The sequence below is a fragment of the Roseateles sp. genome, assembly GCF_039595295.1.
Lineage (GTDB): Bacteria > Pseudomonadota > Gammaproteobacteria > Burkholderiales > Burkholderiaceae_C > Roseateles.
In genome coordinates, this window is the sequence record NZ_JBCNLU010000002.1 from 50,656 (window position 1) to 63,998 (window position 13,343).

Consider the following 13,343-nt stretch of genomic DNA (forward strand, 5'->3'; position numbering starts at 1 on the left):
GCCCCATGTTCAAGTCGCTCATGGACTTCATCGACGGGCTGGCGCCGCTGGACGGCGCCGCGGCCGTGCGCAATCCGTCGCCGCAGCTCGCCGCGGCGGTGCTGCTCGTCGAGGTGATGCGCGCCGACGCGGATTACTCGCTGCTGGAGCGCGCCGCGGTGCGCCGCGCCCTGATCGAGCTCTTCCCCCAGTCCGAGAGCGAGGCCGAGGTCCTCATGACCCAGGCCGAATCAGCCGCCCGCATGGCCAGCGATCTGTTCGCGTTCACCTCGCCCATCGACGAGCGCTGGGACATGCCCGCCAAGCTCCGATTGGTGGAGCTGATGTGGAGCGTGGCTTACGCCGACGGCAAGCTCAGCGACATCGAGCGCCACACCATGTGGCGCATCGCCGATCTGCTGCACATCCCGCAGGGCGCCTACGTGCACGCGCGGATGCGGGCGAAGGCGGCGGCGGGACTGGATCCCGACGAGTGACCTGTCCGGCGTGCCTCAGCGGCGGCCCTGACAGGCCGAGATGCGGAAAGGCCCTCGAGCGATCGAGGGCCTTCTTGTTGGCGCCGCCAATCGGCGCGCGGCATGCCGCTCAGCGCGGGTTCTGCAGCGCTACGCGCTCCGCCAGCTCGCGCGGCGCGACCGGCGTGCGCTGGATCTGATCCAGCACCTGAACGGCGCGCTCGCAGCTCACCGGCGCGGGGCCGGCGGCGCCATCGGTCCACAGGCGCGAGAACGCGCCCGCGGCCGTCGCGCCCACCGTGCGGGTCACGACTTCCATCTCCAACGGTGTCGGCGTGAGCGAGCGGGTGCGGCTCTGCGGCGGATCGCCGGCCGACTCGATCAGCCAGCGGGTCTCCCAGGCCATCGCTTCCGCGGGCAGCAGGCGCCGCGCCGCGGGCGAGCCCGACAGCCAAGCCTGGCAGGTGCCGGCGCCCAGCGTCTGCGCCGCGGCCAGCTGCACCCGCACGACCTGCATGTAGCGCCGGCGCAGGTCGGCCGAGCCGTTGAGCAGCAGCTCGCGGATATGCGGCGCGAGCACGCTTTGCGCGGCCATCTGCGCGGCGTCGATCTCCTGCGGCGATCCCGCCAGCGACTCGCGTGCGCTGCGCATGGCGGCGGCGGCGTTGTCGATCAGGCCGGGGAAGCGCTGGTCCAGACGGAACCAGGCCTCGCTGGCGCGCAGCGCGTTGACGTAGTCCGTCAGCGGCGCGGGCACGCCGGGCTTGTCGGCCTCGGGCAGCGCGACGTCCAGCGTGCTGGGCGGCGCCACGATCAGCGAGTGTCGCACCAGCTCGTCGCTGGTCGGATACCACATGCGATGCGGCGGGGTGCTGAGGGTCTGCTTGATGAAGTCCTCGGGCAGCTCCATGCGCCGGTAGGTGCGGGCGAGCTGCTGGTTGGCGAGCTCGTCGAAGGCCGGATTGAAGGTGCCGGTGGAGGCGCGATGGAAGCCCAGCTGCGCGCCCGGCATCAGCTGGCGCTTGGCGCCGGCCAGGAAGACCAGGGTGCAGGCGCTCTGGCAGTTGCCGATGGCGCGGGTGCCGGCGCCGCGCTCGCGCACCAGCTCGACCATGCGCTCGGCCTCGACCAGACGGCCGCCGGGGGAGGCGAGCTCGAACACGCGCACGGCGGGGGCGGTTTCCAGCAGCGCGCCCAGGCGGCGGGCGTCGCCCATGCCGATGGGGCCGTTGAGCTGCAGACTGCGCCCGTCGGCGCTGAGCTCGAAGCGGGCCTGGCCGATGGGGTCGATGCCGCGGGCCATCTTCCAGTAGTTGCCGGATTGCGGGATCAGGCCGAGGAAGAGCGAGACCAGGATCTGCACGGCCGACAGCAGCAGGAAGGTCCGGGCCAGGAAGCCGATGAAGGCGGAGCCGTCGTCGTCGCGGTAGCCGCGGATCGCACGCCAGGCGCCGACGACGCCCCAAGTCTCGAGCACCAGCATCACCGGCCAGCCGATGAGCACGGCGATGGCGCCGGCCTGCAGGCCTTCGCCCTTGGTCGCGATCCAGGTCATCAGGCCGTAGACGCCGGCGGCCAGCGGCGTCATCAGCAGGATGTGATTGAGCCAGTAGCTGCGGGCCAGGCTTTGCTCGCCGCGCCAGTGCGAGCCGATGTAATCGATCAGCAGGCCCTGCCCGTCGGCGGGCGCCGGACGGCTACGCAGCACGCGGGTGCGGGCGATGCGGTCATGCCAGGCGCGGCCCTCGGCGTCCACGCGCGCCCACAGGAAGCCGGCGAACAGCGGGACCGTGGACACGAGATACCCGACCCAGCGCAGCAGCGCCTGCACGGGCGACGGCTTGCGGCCGGTGCTCGCGTCGACGACCTTGAGGCCGACGATGAGCTTGCCGGGCGTGGCGCCTTGCCAGCTCCAGAACAGCACGCAGGCGATCAACGGCAGCAGCCAGTTGATGACGATGCTGCCGGGTCGCAGGTCGTTCCACTTGGCGATGGGTTGGCCGTAGACGGCCCACATGAGCAGGGCGCTCAGACTGGCCATCAGGACCACATCGATGGCCATGGCCAGCGCTCTTGGCGCCAGGCCGGCGGATTGATTCGACATCCTCTTCTCTCCCTCGTGCGCGGGGGAGTGTAGAGAGCCCTCACGCCATCTCGACGTCGGTCGCCCCGCTGGGCGAGAGGCTGTATTGATTACGTCACAGCGGAGGGAGAGGACTCCCCCTTTGGGAGGAGAGGGCTAGATCAATCCCACAAGAATCGGCGATCCGGATACACCACGCTCTGCGAGGTGCGGACCACGACGTGGTCCTTGAAGTGCACATTGAAGCGCAGCAGATAGCCGTTCATCTCCGGTGCGACGCTCCAGTCCCAGACGTCCTCGCCGCTGAGTTTGTAGAACACCCGCGAGCGCTCTCGGCCCAGCATCCGCGTCACCTGCTCCTCGCTCATGCCGGGCTCGACGCGGAAGCGGTTCTTCTCCGTCAGTGCGTCGATGGCGCTCACCAGCCGGTCCTGCGCGTCCAGCCGCACCATGTAGCAGGTCTGGCCGAAGGGCTGCGTCGCGTACTCCAGTGTGCGGCCGCCGTCGGCCTCGGGCCACACGCGCGAGGGCTGGCCGTAGTACTGCTGCACCTCCGCGCCGGTGCTCACGCCCGGACGCATCCGCTCATCCTTCACCGGCGTCGCGCAGCCGCTCAAGGTCATCATCACGGCCGTCGCCAGCGCGGCGCCGGCCATCGTCATCCACTCGCGCATCGGAACCTCCTGGGATGCTGAACGGCCATTCTCCCGCGCCGTCGCCGCGACGCCACGTCGGCGCGCCATGCCCCTGCCGACAGCGCACAATCCGCCCCCATCATGTCGCGCCGTACCCTGTCCGCCAACGCCTCGAAGCCATCGCCATTGCGCTCCCGTGCGGGCACGAGGTCGGCGTTCGCGGCCGTCGCGACGCGGCTGGTGATCGGGCTGGCCATCGCGCTGACAGCTTCGGGATCCGCATCGGCAGCCGAGACGGCCACGGCGTCCGCCGGCATCCCCTGCACGCTGGTCTTTGGCCAAGGCCGCAACTTCGATCCCGAGCGCCCCGACCGCAACCGCTACTGGGACGAGGCCAACGCCACCTTCAACCTCGCCGTGCGCGAGCCGCTGACCGCCGCGGGCCTGCCGGTGATGAACATCGTGCTGCCGGTCTCCGCGACCGACGTGCCCGGCAATCTGCGCGGGCTCGTCGAGGAGCTGCGCAAGCGCGGCTGCTCCCGCGTGCTGGAGACGACGCTGTTCTCCGACCCGGCCGCCGGCTTGCTGATCGCGCGGCTGCGGCTCTATCCGGTGATGAGCGCGCTCGGCCCGCAGGCGGCGGACAACCCGCCCCGCATCGGCGCGCCGTCGTACACGCAGCAGCGCGAGTTCGCGCTGGACAGCCGCACCGTCGAGCGCATCAACCCGCGCCACATCGGCCAGCAGATGGGCGAGGAAGCGCTCGCCGCGCTGCGTCCGCGATAGCGCGTCCCGGCTCGCCGCCTCAATGGTTCTTGGCGAGTCCCAGCACCGGCGAGAACAGGTACTCGACGATGCGGCGCTGCTCCAGCACCAGGTCGGCCTGCAGCGTCATGCCGGCGCGCAGCGCGGGCGCGTCGCCGCCCAGCCCCGGCACGCCCTGGTCGAGCGAGACCAGCACCCGATACACCGGCCCCTGCGCGAGCAGGCCCATCGGCAGCTCGCGCGCGTCCACGGCGGCGCGCGACACGCTGAGCACGCGTCCGCGGCCGACGCCGAACTTCTGATACGGGAAGGCGTCGTAGCGCAGCCGCACCTCGTCGCCCGGCTTGACGAAGCCGATCGCGCGGCTCGGTGCGAACAGCTCGGCCCGCAGCGCGCCGTCCGCGGGCAGCAGGTCGGCCACCAGCGTGCCGGCCTTCACCGCCGCGCCGGGTTCGACACGCACGTTGGCCACGCGCGCCGCGATCGGCGCCACCAGCACGACCTGACCCCGCCGCGTCGCCTCCGCGCTGCGCTGATCCAGCGCCGCGATCTTCTCGCCGACCTCCGCCAACGCCACGTCGCGATCGTGGCCCACGCCGGCCAGCTCATGCCGCGTGCTGCCCAGCGTCGTGTCGCGGGCGAGCATGTCCTGTTTCACCGATTCGCGCTGCTCGGTCACGGCCAGCACCGCGTCCTCCAGCCGGTCCGCGTCGCGCCGCGAGATGTAGCCCTGCTTGGCCAGATCCGCCTGATCCCGCACCTGACGCTGCGCCAGCTCGGCGCGACGCTCCAGCGTTTCCAGCTGCCGCTTGTACTGCGCGATCTCGGCCTCCAGATTGCGGACCTCGCCGCGCAGCCGCGTCTCACGCAGCTCATAGCGCGAGCGCACCGCGTCGCGTTGCTGCTCCAGCTGCTCGCGCTCTCGCGCCAGATCGACAAGCAGCCGACCCGACAGGCTCTGCCCCTGATCCAGCTGCCCATCCAGGCGCAGCGTCGCGATCTCCGCGCCGCGCGCGACGGTGTCGCCTTCCGATGCGTGCAGCGCCTCGATGACGCCGTCGCTCTGCGCCTCGACGCGGATCACGCCGCGCTCGGGCCGCAGCCAGCCGCCGACGGTCTCCTTGCGCGCATAGGTCCCCAGGAACAGGAAGCCCAGCAGCAGCGCGAAGACCAGCACCACCAGCGCGGTCACCCAGCGCGCGCCGGCCGGCACATGCAGCAGCACCTCGCCGAGCAGCCGCTGCCCGCGGTGCTCGATGGCCTCCTTGCGGAAGAGATTTGGCTTCATGGGCGGCGCTCCTGGCCTGACGCCACGGACGCCACGGACGCGTCCGACGCATCGGTCGTGGCCGGCGCGCGGGCCGCGGCGACGGCGGCGGCTTCCGCATCGATGAGCTCGGGTTCACCGGGTGCGCGGTCGGGGGCGCGGCGTCGCTCGACCAGACGGCCTTGCACCAGCTCCAGCACGCGATCGGCGCGGTCGACCAGCTCGGGCCGGTGCGCGACGACGATGCGCGTGATGGGCATGTCCTGCACCAGATCGGCGATGCGGCGCTCGGCGCCGGGGTCGAGGTTGGCGGTGCCCTCGTCGAGGAAGAGCACGGCGGGCTTGCGGTAGAGCGCGCGGGCCAGCAGCACGCGCTGGCGCTGGCCGCCGGAGAGCGTGGAGCCCATGTCGCCGACCATGCTCAGGTAGCCCATGGGCATGGCCTGGATCTCGTCGTGGACGGCGGCGGCCTGGGCGCTCTCGACGACGCGGGCCATGTCGACCTGCGGGTCGAAGAAGGCGATGTTGTCGGCGATGGTGCCCATCAACAGGCCGTCGTCCTGCTGCACCACGCCGATGGCCTGGCGCCAGGCGCGGATCCCGAAGGACTGCAGCGGCATGCCGTCGACGAGGATCTCGCCGGACGTCGGCGGGAGCAGGCTGAGCATCAGCTTGAGCAGCGTGGTCTTGCCGCCGCCGGAGCTGCCGACGATGGCGACGTACTCGCCGGGCTGGATGTCCAGCGAGATCGATTGCAGCAGCAGCGGCTCGTTCTGCGCGTAGCGGAAGGAGACCTCGCGCAGGCTGAGCGCGCCGCGCGGCGTGCGCTCGGGCAGGGCGGCGGCGGATTCGAGGCCGGCCTCGCGCGGGGTGGTGACGATGTCGGCCAGGCGCTCCATGTGCAGGCGCAGCAGGCGGAACTGCACGACCTGGCGCAGCAGCGCCTCGGCGCGGTCGCCGAACTGGTTGCGGTAGAGCAGGATCGCGAACAGCATGCCGGCGCTGAGCGAGCTCTCCATCACCATCAGCGATCCGAAGTAGACGACCAGCACCAGCTGCAGATTGAAGATCAGGCTGCGGGCGAACTGGGTGCCGACCTCGACCTGGCCGGTGCCGAGCGCGGCGTTGACGACCTGGCCGAAGTGGTTGCGCCAGACGACCTCGCGCTGCGATTCGCGGCCGTAGAGCTTCACGGTCTTGGAGGCGCGGATCGATTCGATGAGGTAGGTCTGGGCCTCGGCCTGGGCGATGAGCTGTTCTTCCTCGCGGCGGCGGCGCAGCGGGTAGAGGCCGAGGACGAAGACCGCGTAGAGGACGAGCGAGACCAGCACGATGCCGCCGAGCGCGGGGCTGTAGATCATCAGCAGCACGGCGGTGGCGATCATCATGACGCCGTCGATGAGGGCGGTGACGGCGGACTGGGTCAGGGCTTCCTGGATGGGCTTGACGGCGCCCATGCGGGAGAGGATGTCGCCGACGATGCGTTTCTCGAAGAACTCGGCGGGCAGGCGCAGCAGGTGGCGCAGCACGTTGCCGGAGAGCTGGAAGCTCATGGCCTGGCCGAGTTGCAGCACGGTCCAGCCGCGCAGGGCTTCGGTGAGGGACTGCAGGATGTACATCGCGCCGAAGGCGAGCGCGAGCACGAGCAGGAAGTTCTGGTCGAGGCGGGCGACGGCGTCGTCCATGGCGAGCTGCAGGAAGGCCGGGGCGGCCATCGTGAACAGCTGGAGCATGACGGACAGGACCAGGGTCTGGAGCAGGGGGCCTTGCCAGCCGCGCACGCGGGTCCAGAGGTCGCGCATGCGGGCGCGGATGCGGACCTCGCGGGGCTGGAAGCTGGCGGTGGGGGTGAGCTCGAGGGCGACGCCGGTGAAGCTCTTGGCCATCTGGCGCGGGGAGATGCGGCGCACGCCCAGGGCGGGGTCGTGAATGATGGCGTCCTCGCCGCGGAGCTCCTTGAGGACGACGAAGTGGTTCATGTCCCAGTGCAGGATGCAGGGGAGCTGGAGCTTGTTCAGATGCGAGGGTTCGAGGCGCAGCGGGCGCCCGGCGAAGTCCATGCCGTCGGCGATGCGCATCAGGTCGGCGAGGGTGGCGCCCTTGAGGGAGAGCGCGTATCGCTGACGCAGGCCGTTCAGATCGACGTGATGCCCGTGATACGCCGCGATCATGGCGAACGACGCGAGGCCGCATTCAGCGACCTCGGACTGATGAAACATCGGCAGCTCGCGCCGGCCGCGCAGCCAATCGAAGGGGTTCAACGGGGTTCCCGAATCTAGGAGGGAAGGGCGGTATTGTGCCGAGGGACCGGCAGGCTGTAAGGGGGAAAACAGCGAGGGCGTCGTGGGGCGCTCCTTGGACAGATGCGCTAGAGCAACTGCGCATTGAGGTCGGTCGGCTCACTTGAACCAACGTCTTGATCGGCTCCGCACCCTGGAAGCAGAATCCGTCTTGCTCTTTGAAGCCTTGTTTGCGTCCAGCCCCTCGGGGACTCATCTGGACAACCGCCCTTAGAGGCCTTGGGAAGCCCAGTCGAAAGACTGGGCTTCTATCGTTTCGGGGTCAGGGCTTGCTCCAACAAAAAGGGCCGCGAAGCGGCCCCTTGTATGCTGGCGAGGTGAGTCGCTCAGGTCGGCAAGTCATTGACGACTTGCGGGCCGCCGGAGATTGCGGACAGGTCGTCTGGGTTGACCAAAGTTGGCCAATCGTTGATGACCTGCGGGCCACCAGCCACATCGGCCACTTCATTAGCAGTCAAGCTGCGCGGCTCGGCGGCGTCTTGTTCATTTGATTGGATTTGTTGCTTGTCGTTCATCTGTTCCTCTCAGAAGTGAAATGCGTGGAGGCGGATCCTTGGGATGCGCTAAACAATTCTGCGCGGCAATTCTTGAAACGACAAGGGCCGCATTGCGGCCCCAATCGAAGAGGATTGAATCGGGGATCGCCCGAGTCTCTGACCTCAAGCGCAAGAGGCCGTCAAGGGCAGTTGGACGGACCGTCGTTAATCACCTGAGGGTCGCTGCTCGGGTACAGGTTCTGCACCGTCCCAGGGGTCGAGAACAGGAGCACCACTCCCTTTGTGATCGTGTTCGCGGGCATAGAGAACGACACATTGTTGAAGTCGTCCGCCGGCGCGAAGTTGCTGGCGTTCATGCCTGCCACGGACCCAATCGTCTTGAACGTTGCGCCAATCAGAATCAGCGAAGTGGACTCGGCCGGGGCGAAGATGCACTCGCCTGCCTCCTTCGGGATGTGAATCTCCGAACCATCGATCTGATTGTCGGGATTGCCATCGGAAGTCGTGAAGTATTCGCAGACGGCAAAGTTGCCATCGGCGCTAGGTTCGGCGGCGACATAGACGGTGTAAGACATTGACTTCTCCTTGAGCAGTGAATTGGAATGATCAGGAAGGGTCACCCACGGACCGATCGCGAACCAGCCATTGAGCTGCGCGTTTCACGTCCACTCGATCTCCCTGTCCCAAGCAAGATTGGGCCTCAACCCAGCCTTGGGTGATCTGTTGATGTGAGCCAATTGCCGCAGGTATCTTCTTCGTAATGTCATCAATCTGACGGCATTCCGCACGGATGTCGATCGTGCTTTGCAAAGCGGGGTTCGATTGCACGAGGTTGATCAGCATTCGTCGAGTTTCCACAAATGAGGTCACTGCGCGAATGTCGCCCGAGGTCGATACGGTTTCAGCTTCGCTTGCCGCTTCATCTCTTAGGACTTTGATTGCTCCAGCGACATCTCCTTTTGCCTGCAGGGTCCGCGCCATCAGATTGGCCCATCGCCCCCACACCTCGATCAGGCGAGCCTTACTTCCCGGTCGTGCCTTTGCGTACTGCTCAATGCGCGTCTTCATCGCTTCGAGCTGCTCAAGCCTTGTGGCATGTGTCAGCCCTTGCCATCTGATATCCAGCTCGGTGATTTCACTCTGCAACAGATTCACCCACCATTGAGCATTCGCGGGATCCTGCGCATGCATCTTTCGCAGTGTTGAGGTCGCCGCTTCAACCTCGCTGGTAGCCTGTGGGATCTCTCTCAATCGAAGAAGAGCCTCCGCACGCCAGCGACGCATTACGGCTTCGCGATAGGTCCATGCGTTGTCATTGGGTGCAATGGCTCGGACCTCGGCCAACACGGCAGTGACCTCCGCAAAGACACCTTCTGCGGCGCGGAAGTTTCCGCTTTGCATGTTGGTCGTGCCGAGCCAACTGAGGCTATCCGCCAGATCCGCTCGAATCGATGGGTCTTGCTTGTTGGCGGTCAGTACGGCTTGGCGCTTCAGCTCAATGGACCGTTTGAAGTACTCCTTGGCACCCTCCAAGTCGGAACGTTCCATTCGGGCCGTACCCAGGCTGTTATACGCATAGGAAAGCTCAATGCGCGCCTCACGATTGTCGGGTTGAGCAGTCACCCAGGCCTGCTCTGCATCACGGTAATCGAGCCAAGCCTTCGTTGCTTCGTCGTGATCACGTGCGTAGTAATGGGCATGGCCAACCCAGAACGCAGCCGCACCTTGCGCCTTTCGCCATTCGCCGATTAGCTCAGACGTTGGCGGGTCACCTTCGAGCAGCTTCCGCGCCGCCTCCAACGGCTCCAACGCCTCCTTCAAATTCCTCTTCGAAACCCGTACCTCGCCAATAACCGTCAGCGCCTTCGCCCGTTGCAACCGCTCCTGCGGCGACGCCTCGCTGTCCTGCGCCAAATACGTCAGCGCCTTGCTCCCCACGCTATCGAGCAATTCCAACCGCCCAACCGGCCGCAGCTTGTCCGCAAACTCCCCGAGCATGTAGCTCAGCAAGTCATCCGCTTGCTGCCGTCGCTCCTGCGCCTGATGCTCCGCCATCGAAGCCCGCTTGGCCTGCAGCACGCTGACCGTGGTCAACCCGACCAGCGCCAGCACCGCCGCGCTGCCCGCGGCCACGCTCCACCGGTGCCGCCGCACAAACCGCCCCAGCACATACAGCCGCGTATCCGGCCTCGCCGTGATCGGCTCATGCGCGAGCCAATGCCGCAGATCGACCGCCATCGACTCCGCATTGGCATACCGCTCCGCCGGCACCTTCTTCAGCGCCTTCCCGACGATCGTGTCCAGATCCCCCCGCAGCAGCTTCGATTGCCGCGCCACCACCGGATCCAGCTGGTTCTCCGCCACGTCCGACAGCCGCTTGGGCACCAGCTCCACCACCGCCTTCAGGCGCTCCAGGTGTTGCTGCGTGTCATCCGCCGTCGGATGCCGCCCCCCCAGCAATTGATAGAGCAGCACCCCCAGCGCATACACGTCGGTCGCCGTCGTCACATCCCCTTGCTGGACCTGCTCCGGCGCCGCGTACTGCGGCGTGAACGCGCTGCCCGCGCGCTGCGTGAGCTCCGTCGCCGCGCCCGACTGCGTCGCGTCGTCCAGCAGCTTGGCGATGCCGAAGTCCAGCAGCTTCACCTGCCCGTCATGCGTGACCAGGATGTTGCTGGGCTTCAGGTCCCGATGCAGGATCAGCCGCTGATGCGCATGCGCCACCGCCGCCAGCACGTCCAGGAAGAGCTTGACCCGTGCCTCCACGTCCAGCCCGTGGACCTGGCAGAAGCGATCAATCGGCAAGCCGTCGACGTACTCCAGCACCAGATACGGCTGATGCCCGTTGTGCAGCCCCGCGTCCAGCAGCCGCGCGATGTTGGGATGCGAGAGCCGCGCCAGGATCTGCCCCTCGCGCTCGAACCGCCCGCCGTCGCCCCGGCCGAACAGCCCCGACTTCAGGAACTTGACCGCGACCTCGCCCTCGAAGCGCCCGTCGGCGCGCCGCGCCAGCCACACCGTTCCCATGCCGCCATGGCCGAGCTCCCGCTCCAGCACATACGGCCCGATCGAATCCCCCGTCAGATCCGGCGCGACGGGCGAGCTCATCAGCGGCGGCAGCGAGCCCTGCAAGGCCTCGGCCGCCGGCTGCTCCAGGAAGCTCTCCTGATGCAGCGCGGCATCCCGCGCCAGCAGCGCCTCCAGGTGCTCCGCCATCGCCGGATCGCCGGCGCGAATCTCCGCCAGACGCGCGCTGCGTCCGGGCTCCTCCAGGTCCAGCAGCTCATCGAGCAGCGGGCTCAGCGCAATCCAGCGCTGTTTGTCGAGTGCGTCCATCTTCCCTGTGGGCGTCTTGTGGGCAAGGCGCCGATTCTGACTGTTGAGCGCCGACCGGCGTCAGGTCTTGAGACTCATCGACAGCAGGATGCGGGCTTTCTGCCAGTCGCGCTGCACCGTGCGCTCGGTCACCCCCAGCGCCTCGGCGATCTCCGACTCCAGCAGACCGCCGAAGTAGCGCATCTCCACCACCTGCGCCAGCCGCGGGTCCACGCCGGCCAGCTCCTCCAGCGCCTCATGCACCCGCAGGATGTCCTCGTCGGTCTGGGGCGTCTGCTCCGCGATCGCGGTGTTGAGCGTCACCGCCGGCTGATCGCCGCCGCGCCGCTCGGCCTGCCGCGCCCGCACCAGGTCGATCACCACATGCCGCATCACCCGCGCCGCATAGGCCAGGAAATAGCGCCGGTCCGGGAAGCTCTTGCCCTGCGCGCCGGCCAGCCGCAGCCAAGCCTCGTGCACCAGCGCCGTGGTGTCCAGCAAGGTCATCTCACCCGCCGCGCGGATCTTCTGACGGGCCAGCCGCTGCAGCTCGCCATACAGCTCCGCCACCACCTGGTCGGCGGCGGCGCGGTCGCCTTGCCCGGCGGCCTGCAGCAGTTGGGTGATTTCCGTCATGGGCGGGACTCTAGCGGCCTCGTATGACCCTGGTGCAGCCCCCTGGGCGACGGACGCGCCAAACCTGACCCTCCCGGCGTCATTCCAAGGGTTTCCACCTACAAGATTTTTGCGAGCGAAATGTCGGGACGGTCGTCGGGAATCCGTTCTGTATTGATGAGAGCGCGATTCGGTCATGTGGCAAGGGAGGCCGGCATGGACGGGCTGCTTCAGCAGAGTCGCGCTCTCACCCCATTCGAACGCGTCCCCGCGACGGTCCAGGAGGCCGGCGGCGGGCGCGACATCAAGAAGTCAGCAGGGAGTTGTCGCGCATGAGCCTGTCCACCGTCACCGCCACGTCCGGCGATACGTCCGCCACCGCGGAGACGGCTCGGATGGACCGCGTCAAGCCGACCCGCCACACCCCGGCCCTGTGGGTGCCGCGCGTGGACGCCCTGGCCGAATTCGGCCTGATGATCTCCCGCCACCTCACGCAATGCCGCCGCTACGGCGGGCATCTCGCGGTGCTCTGGCTGGAAGCCGAGCCGCTGGCCCGCGAGGGCCAGTCCTGGCCGCCCGAGGCGCAGGACGCGCTGATGACCGCCGTGGGCCGGCGCCTGCGCAGCCGGGTGCGCGGGACCGACATGGTCCTGCAGGTCGGCGAGACCAGCTTCGCGGTGATGCTGCTGGACGCGGGCTCGTCCGAGGCGCACATCGTGCAGCAGCGCCTGATGCAGGTGCTCAACGGCCCCTACAACGTCGAGGAGCACACCATGCACGTCGGCCTGAACCTGGGCTCGGCGGTGTTCCCCGAAGGCGGTGTGCGCGGCGCCGATCTGGCCGAGAGCGCCCGCTCCGACCTGCGCCGCCGCGTCGGCTGAGCGCCCCCGGGGACGTCCCTCGGAAGTCCCCAGACGTCTCTCAAACGTCTCTCAAACGTCCCGTCCGTAGACGATGAATCCCTTGAACTCCGCCACGCGGTCGTAGAGCGCGCGGCCGGTGGCGTTGGTCTCGTGCGTCTGCCAGTAGAGGCGCTCGCTGCCCTGGGCCTTGGCCGCGGCGGCGGTCGCCTCGATCAGCGCGCGGCCGATGCCCTTGCCGCGCAAGGCCGGGGCGGTGAACAGGTCTTGCAGATAGCAGACGCCCGCCGGCCGCGTGGTGCTCAGGTGGAAGAGGAAGTGCGACAGCCCGACCAGCTCCCCGTCGAGCTCCGCCACCAGCGCGTGCATTGGCACGCGCTCGTCGAGCAGCCGTTCCCAGAGGATGCGGGTGCGCTCTTCCGGCAGGGCGGTCACGCCCTCGAGTCCGTAGAAGGCGTTGTAGCCGTCCCAGAGCGGCCGCCAGGCAGCGAGGTCGGAGGCGGTGAGGGGGCGGATGAGGAGGGTGGAGGACATGCGCTCGTGAACAGGTG

At 68.1% G+C, this 13,343-nt stretch carries 12 protein-coding genes; 3 read left to right on the top strand and 9 right to left on the bottom strand.

Features of this window, described 5'->3' with window-relative positions; translation table 11 throughout:
• The first annotated feature begins 5 nt into the window (after positions 1-5).
• Positions 6-476, top strand: a complete 471-nt coding sequence (locus ABDW59_RS02275; protein ID WP_343627782.1) for a TerB family tellurite resistance protein — start codon at positions 6-8, stop codon at positions 474-476.
• Positions 477-585: 109 nt separating this feature from the next.
• Here ABDW59_RS02275 and ABDW59_RS02280 read toward each other — a convergent pair whose 3' ends face one another.
• Both ABDW59_RS02280 and ABDW59_RS02285 read right to left on the bottom strand, forming a co-directional pair.
• On the bottom strand, positions 586-2,559 hold the full coding sequence (locus ABDW59_RS02280; protein ID WP_343627783.1) for an RDD family protein: 1,974 nt from the start codon (positions 2,557-2,559) through the stop codon (positions 586-588).
• 140 nt (positions 2,560-2,699) lie between these two features.
• Positions 2,700-3,212 (bottom strand): outer membrane protein assembly factor BamE, encoded by a 513-nt coding sequence (locus tag ABDW59_RS02285; protein WP_343627784.1) that lies wholly within the window; start codon positions 3,210-3,212, stop codon positions 2,700-2,702.
• 102 nt (positions 3,213-3,314) lie between these two features.
• Between ABDW59_RS02285 and ABDW59_RS02290 the strand changes: the two genes are divergently transcribed.
• Positions 3,315-3,959: a hypothetical protein gene (locus ABDW59_RS02290; protein ID WP_343627785.1), complete on the top strand. Its 645-nt coding sequence runs from the start codon at positions 3,315-3,317 to the stop codon at positions 3,957-3,959.
• 19 nt (positions 3,960-3,978) lie between these two features.
• On the opposite strand, the gene ABDW59_RS02295 is transcribed toward ABDW59_RS02290, so the two are convergent.
• From ABDW59_RS02295 to ABDW59_RS02320, 6 genes are all read right to left on the bottom strand, one after another.
• The gene (locus ABDW59_RS02295; protein ID WP_343627786.1) at positions 3,979-5,226 is read right to left on the bottom strand and encodes an HlyD family efflux transporter periplasmic adaptor subunit; all 1,248 of its coding nucleotides are present in this window, start codon (positions 5,224-5,226) and stop codon (positions 3,979-3,981) included.
• Positions 5,223-7,466 (bottom strand): peptidase domain-containing ABC transporter, encoded by a 2,244-nt coding sequence (locus tag ABDW59_RS02300; RefSeq protein WP_343627787.1) that lies wholly within the window; start codon positions 7,464-7,466, stop codon positions 5,223-5,225. Before ABDW59_RS02300 ends, ABDW59_RS02295 begins: the two co-directional genes overlap by 4 nt.
• 365 nt (positions 7,467-7,831) lie before the next feature.
• Positions 7,832-8,020 carry a hypothetical protein gene (locus tag ABDW59_RS02305; protein WP_343627788.1) on the bottom strand — a complete coding sequence of 63 codons (189 nt, stop codon included), beginning with the start codon at positions 8,018-8,020 and terminating at the stop codon, positions 7,832-7,834.
• A gap of 161 nt (positions 8,021-8,181) precedes the next feature.
• Positions 8,182-8,577 (bottom strand): hypothetical protein, encoded by a 396-nt coding sequence (locus ABDW59_RS02310; protein ID WP_343627789.1) that lies wholly within the window; start codon positions 8,575-8,577, stop codon positions 8,182-8,184.
• 31 nt (positions 8,578-8,608) lie between these two features.
• Positions 8,609-11,338, bottom strand: a complete 2,730-nt coding sequence (locus ABDW59_RS02315) for a protein kinase (protein ID WP_343627790.1) — start codon at positions 11,336-11,338, stop codon at positions 8,609-8,611.
• Between the two features lie 60 nt (positions 11,339-11,398).
• The gene (locus tag ABDW59_RS02320) at positions 11,399-11,953 is read right to left on the bottom strand and encodes an ECF-type sigma factor (protein ID WP_343627791.1); all 555 of its coding nucleotides are present in this window, start codon (positions 11,951-11,953) and stop codon (positions 11,399-11,401) included.
• Between the two features lie 311 nt (positions 11,954-12,264).
• Here ABDW59_RS02320 and ABDW59_RS02325 point away from each other — a divergent pair, with 311 nt between their 5' ends.
• Positions 12,265-12,813, top strand: coding sequence for a GGDEF domain-containing protein (locus tag ABDW59_RS02325; protein WP_343627792.1), 549 nt, complete (start codon positions 12,265-12,267; stop codon positions 12,811-12,813).
• A 51-nt stretch (positions 12,814-12,864) separates the two neighbouring features.
• On the opposite strand, the gene ABDW59_RS02330 is transcribed toward ABDW59_RS02325, so the two are convergent.
• The gene (locus tag ABDW59_RS02330) at positions 12,865-13,326 is read right to left on the bottom strand and encodes a GNAT family N-acetyltransferase (protein WP_343627794.1); all 462 of its coding nucleotides are present in this window, start codon (positions 13,324-13,326) and stop codon (positions 12,865-12,867) included.
• Positions 13,327-13,343: the final 17 nt, after the last annotated feature.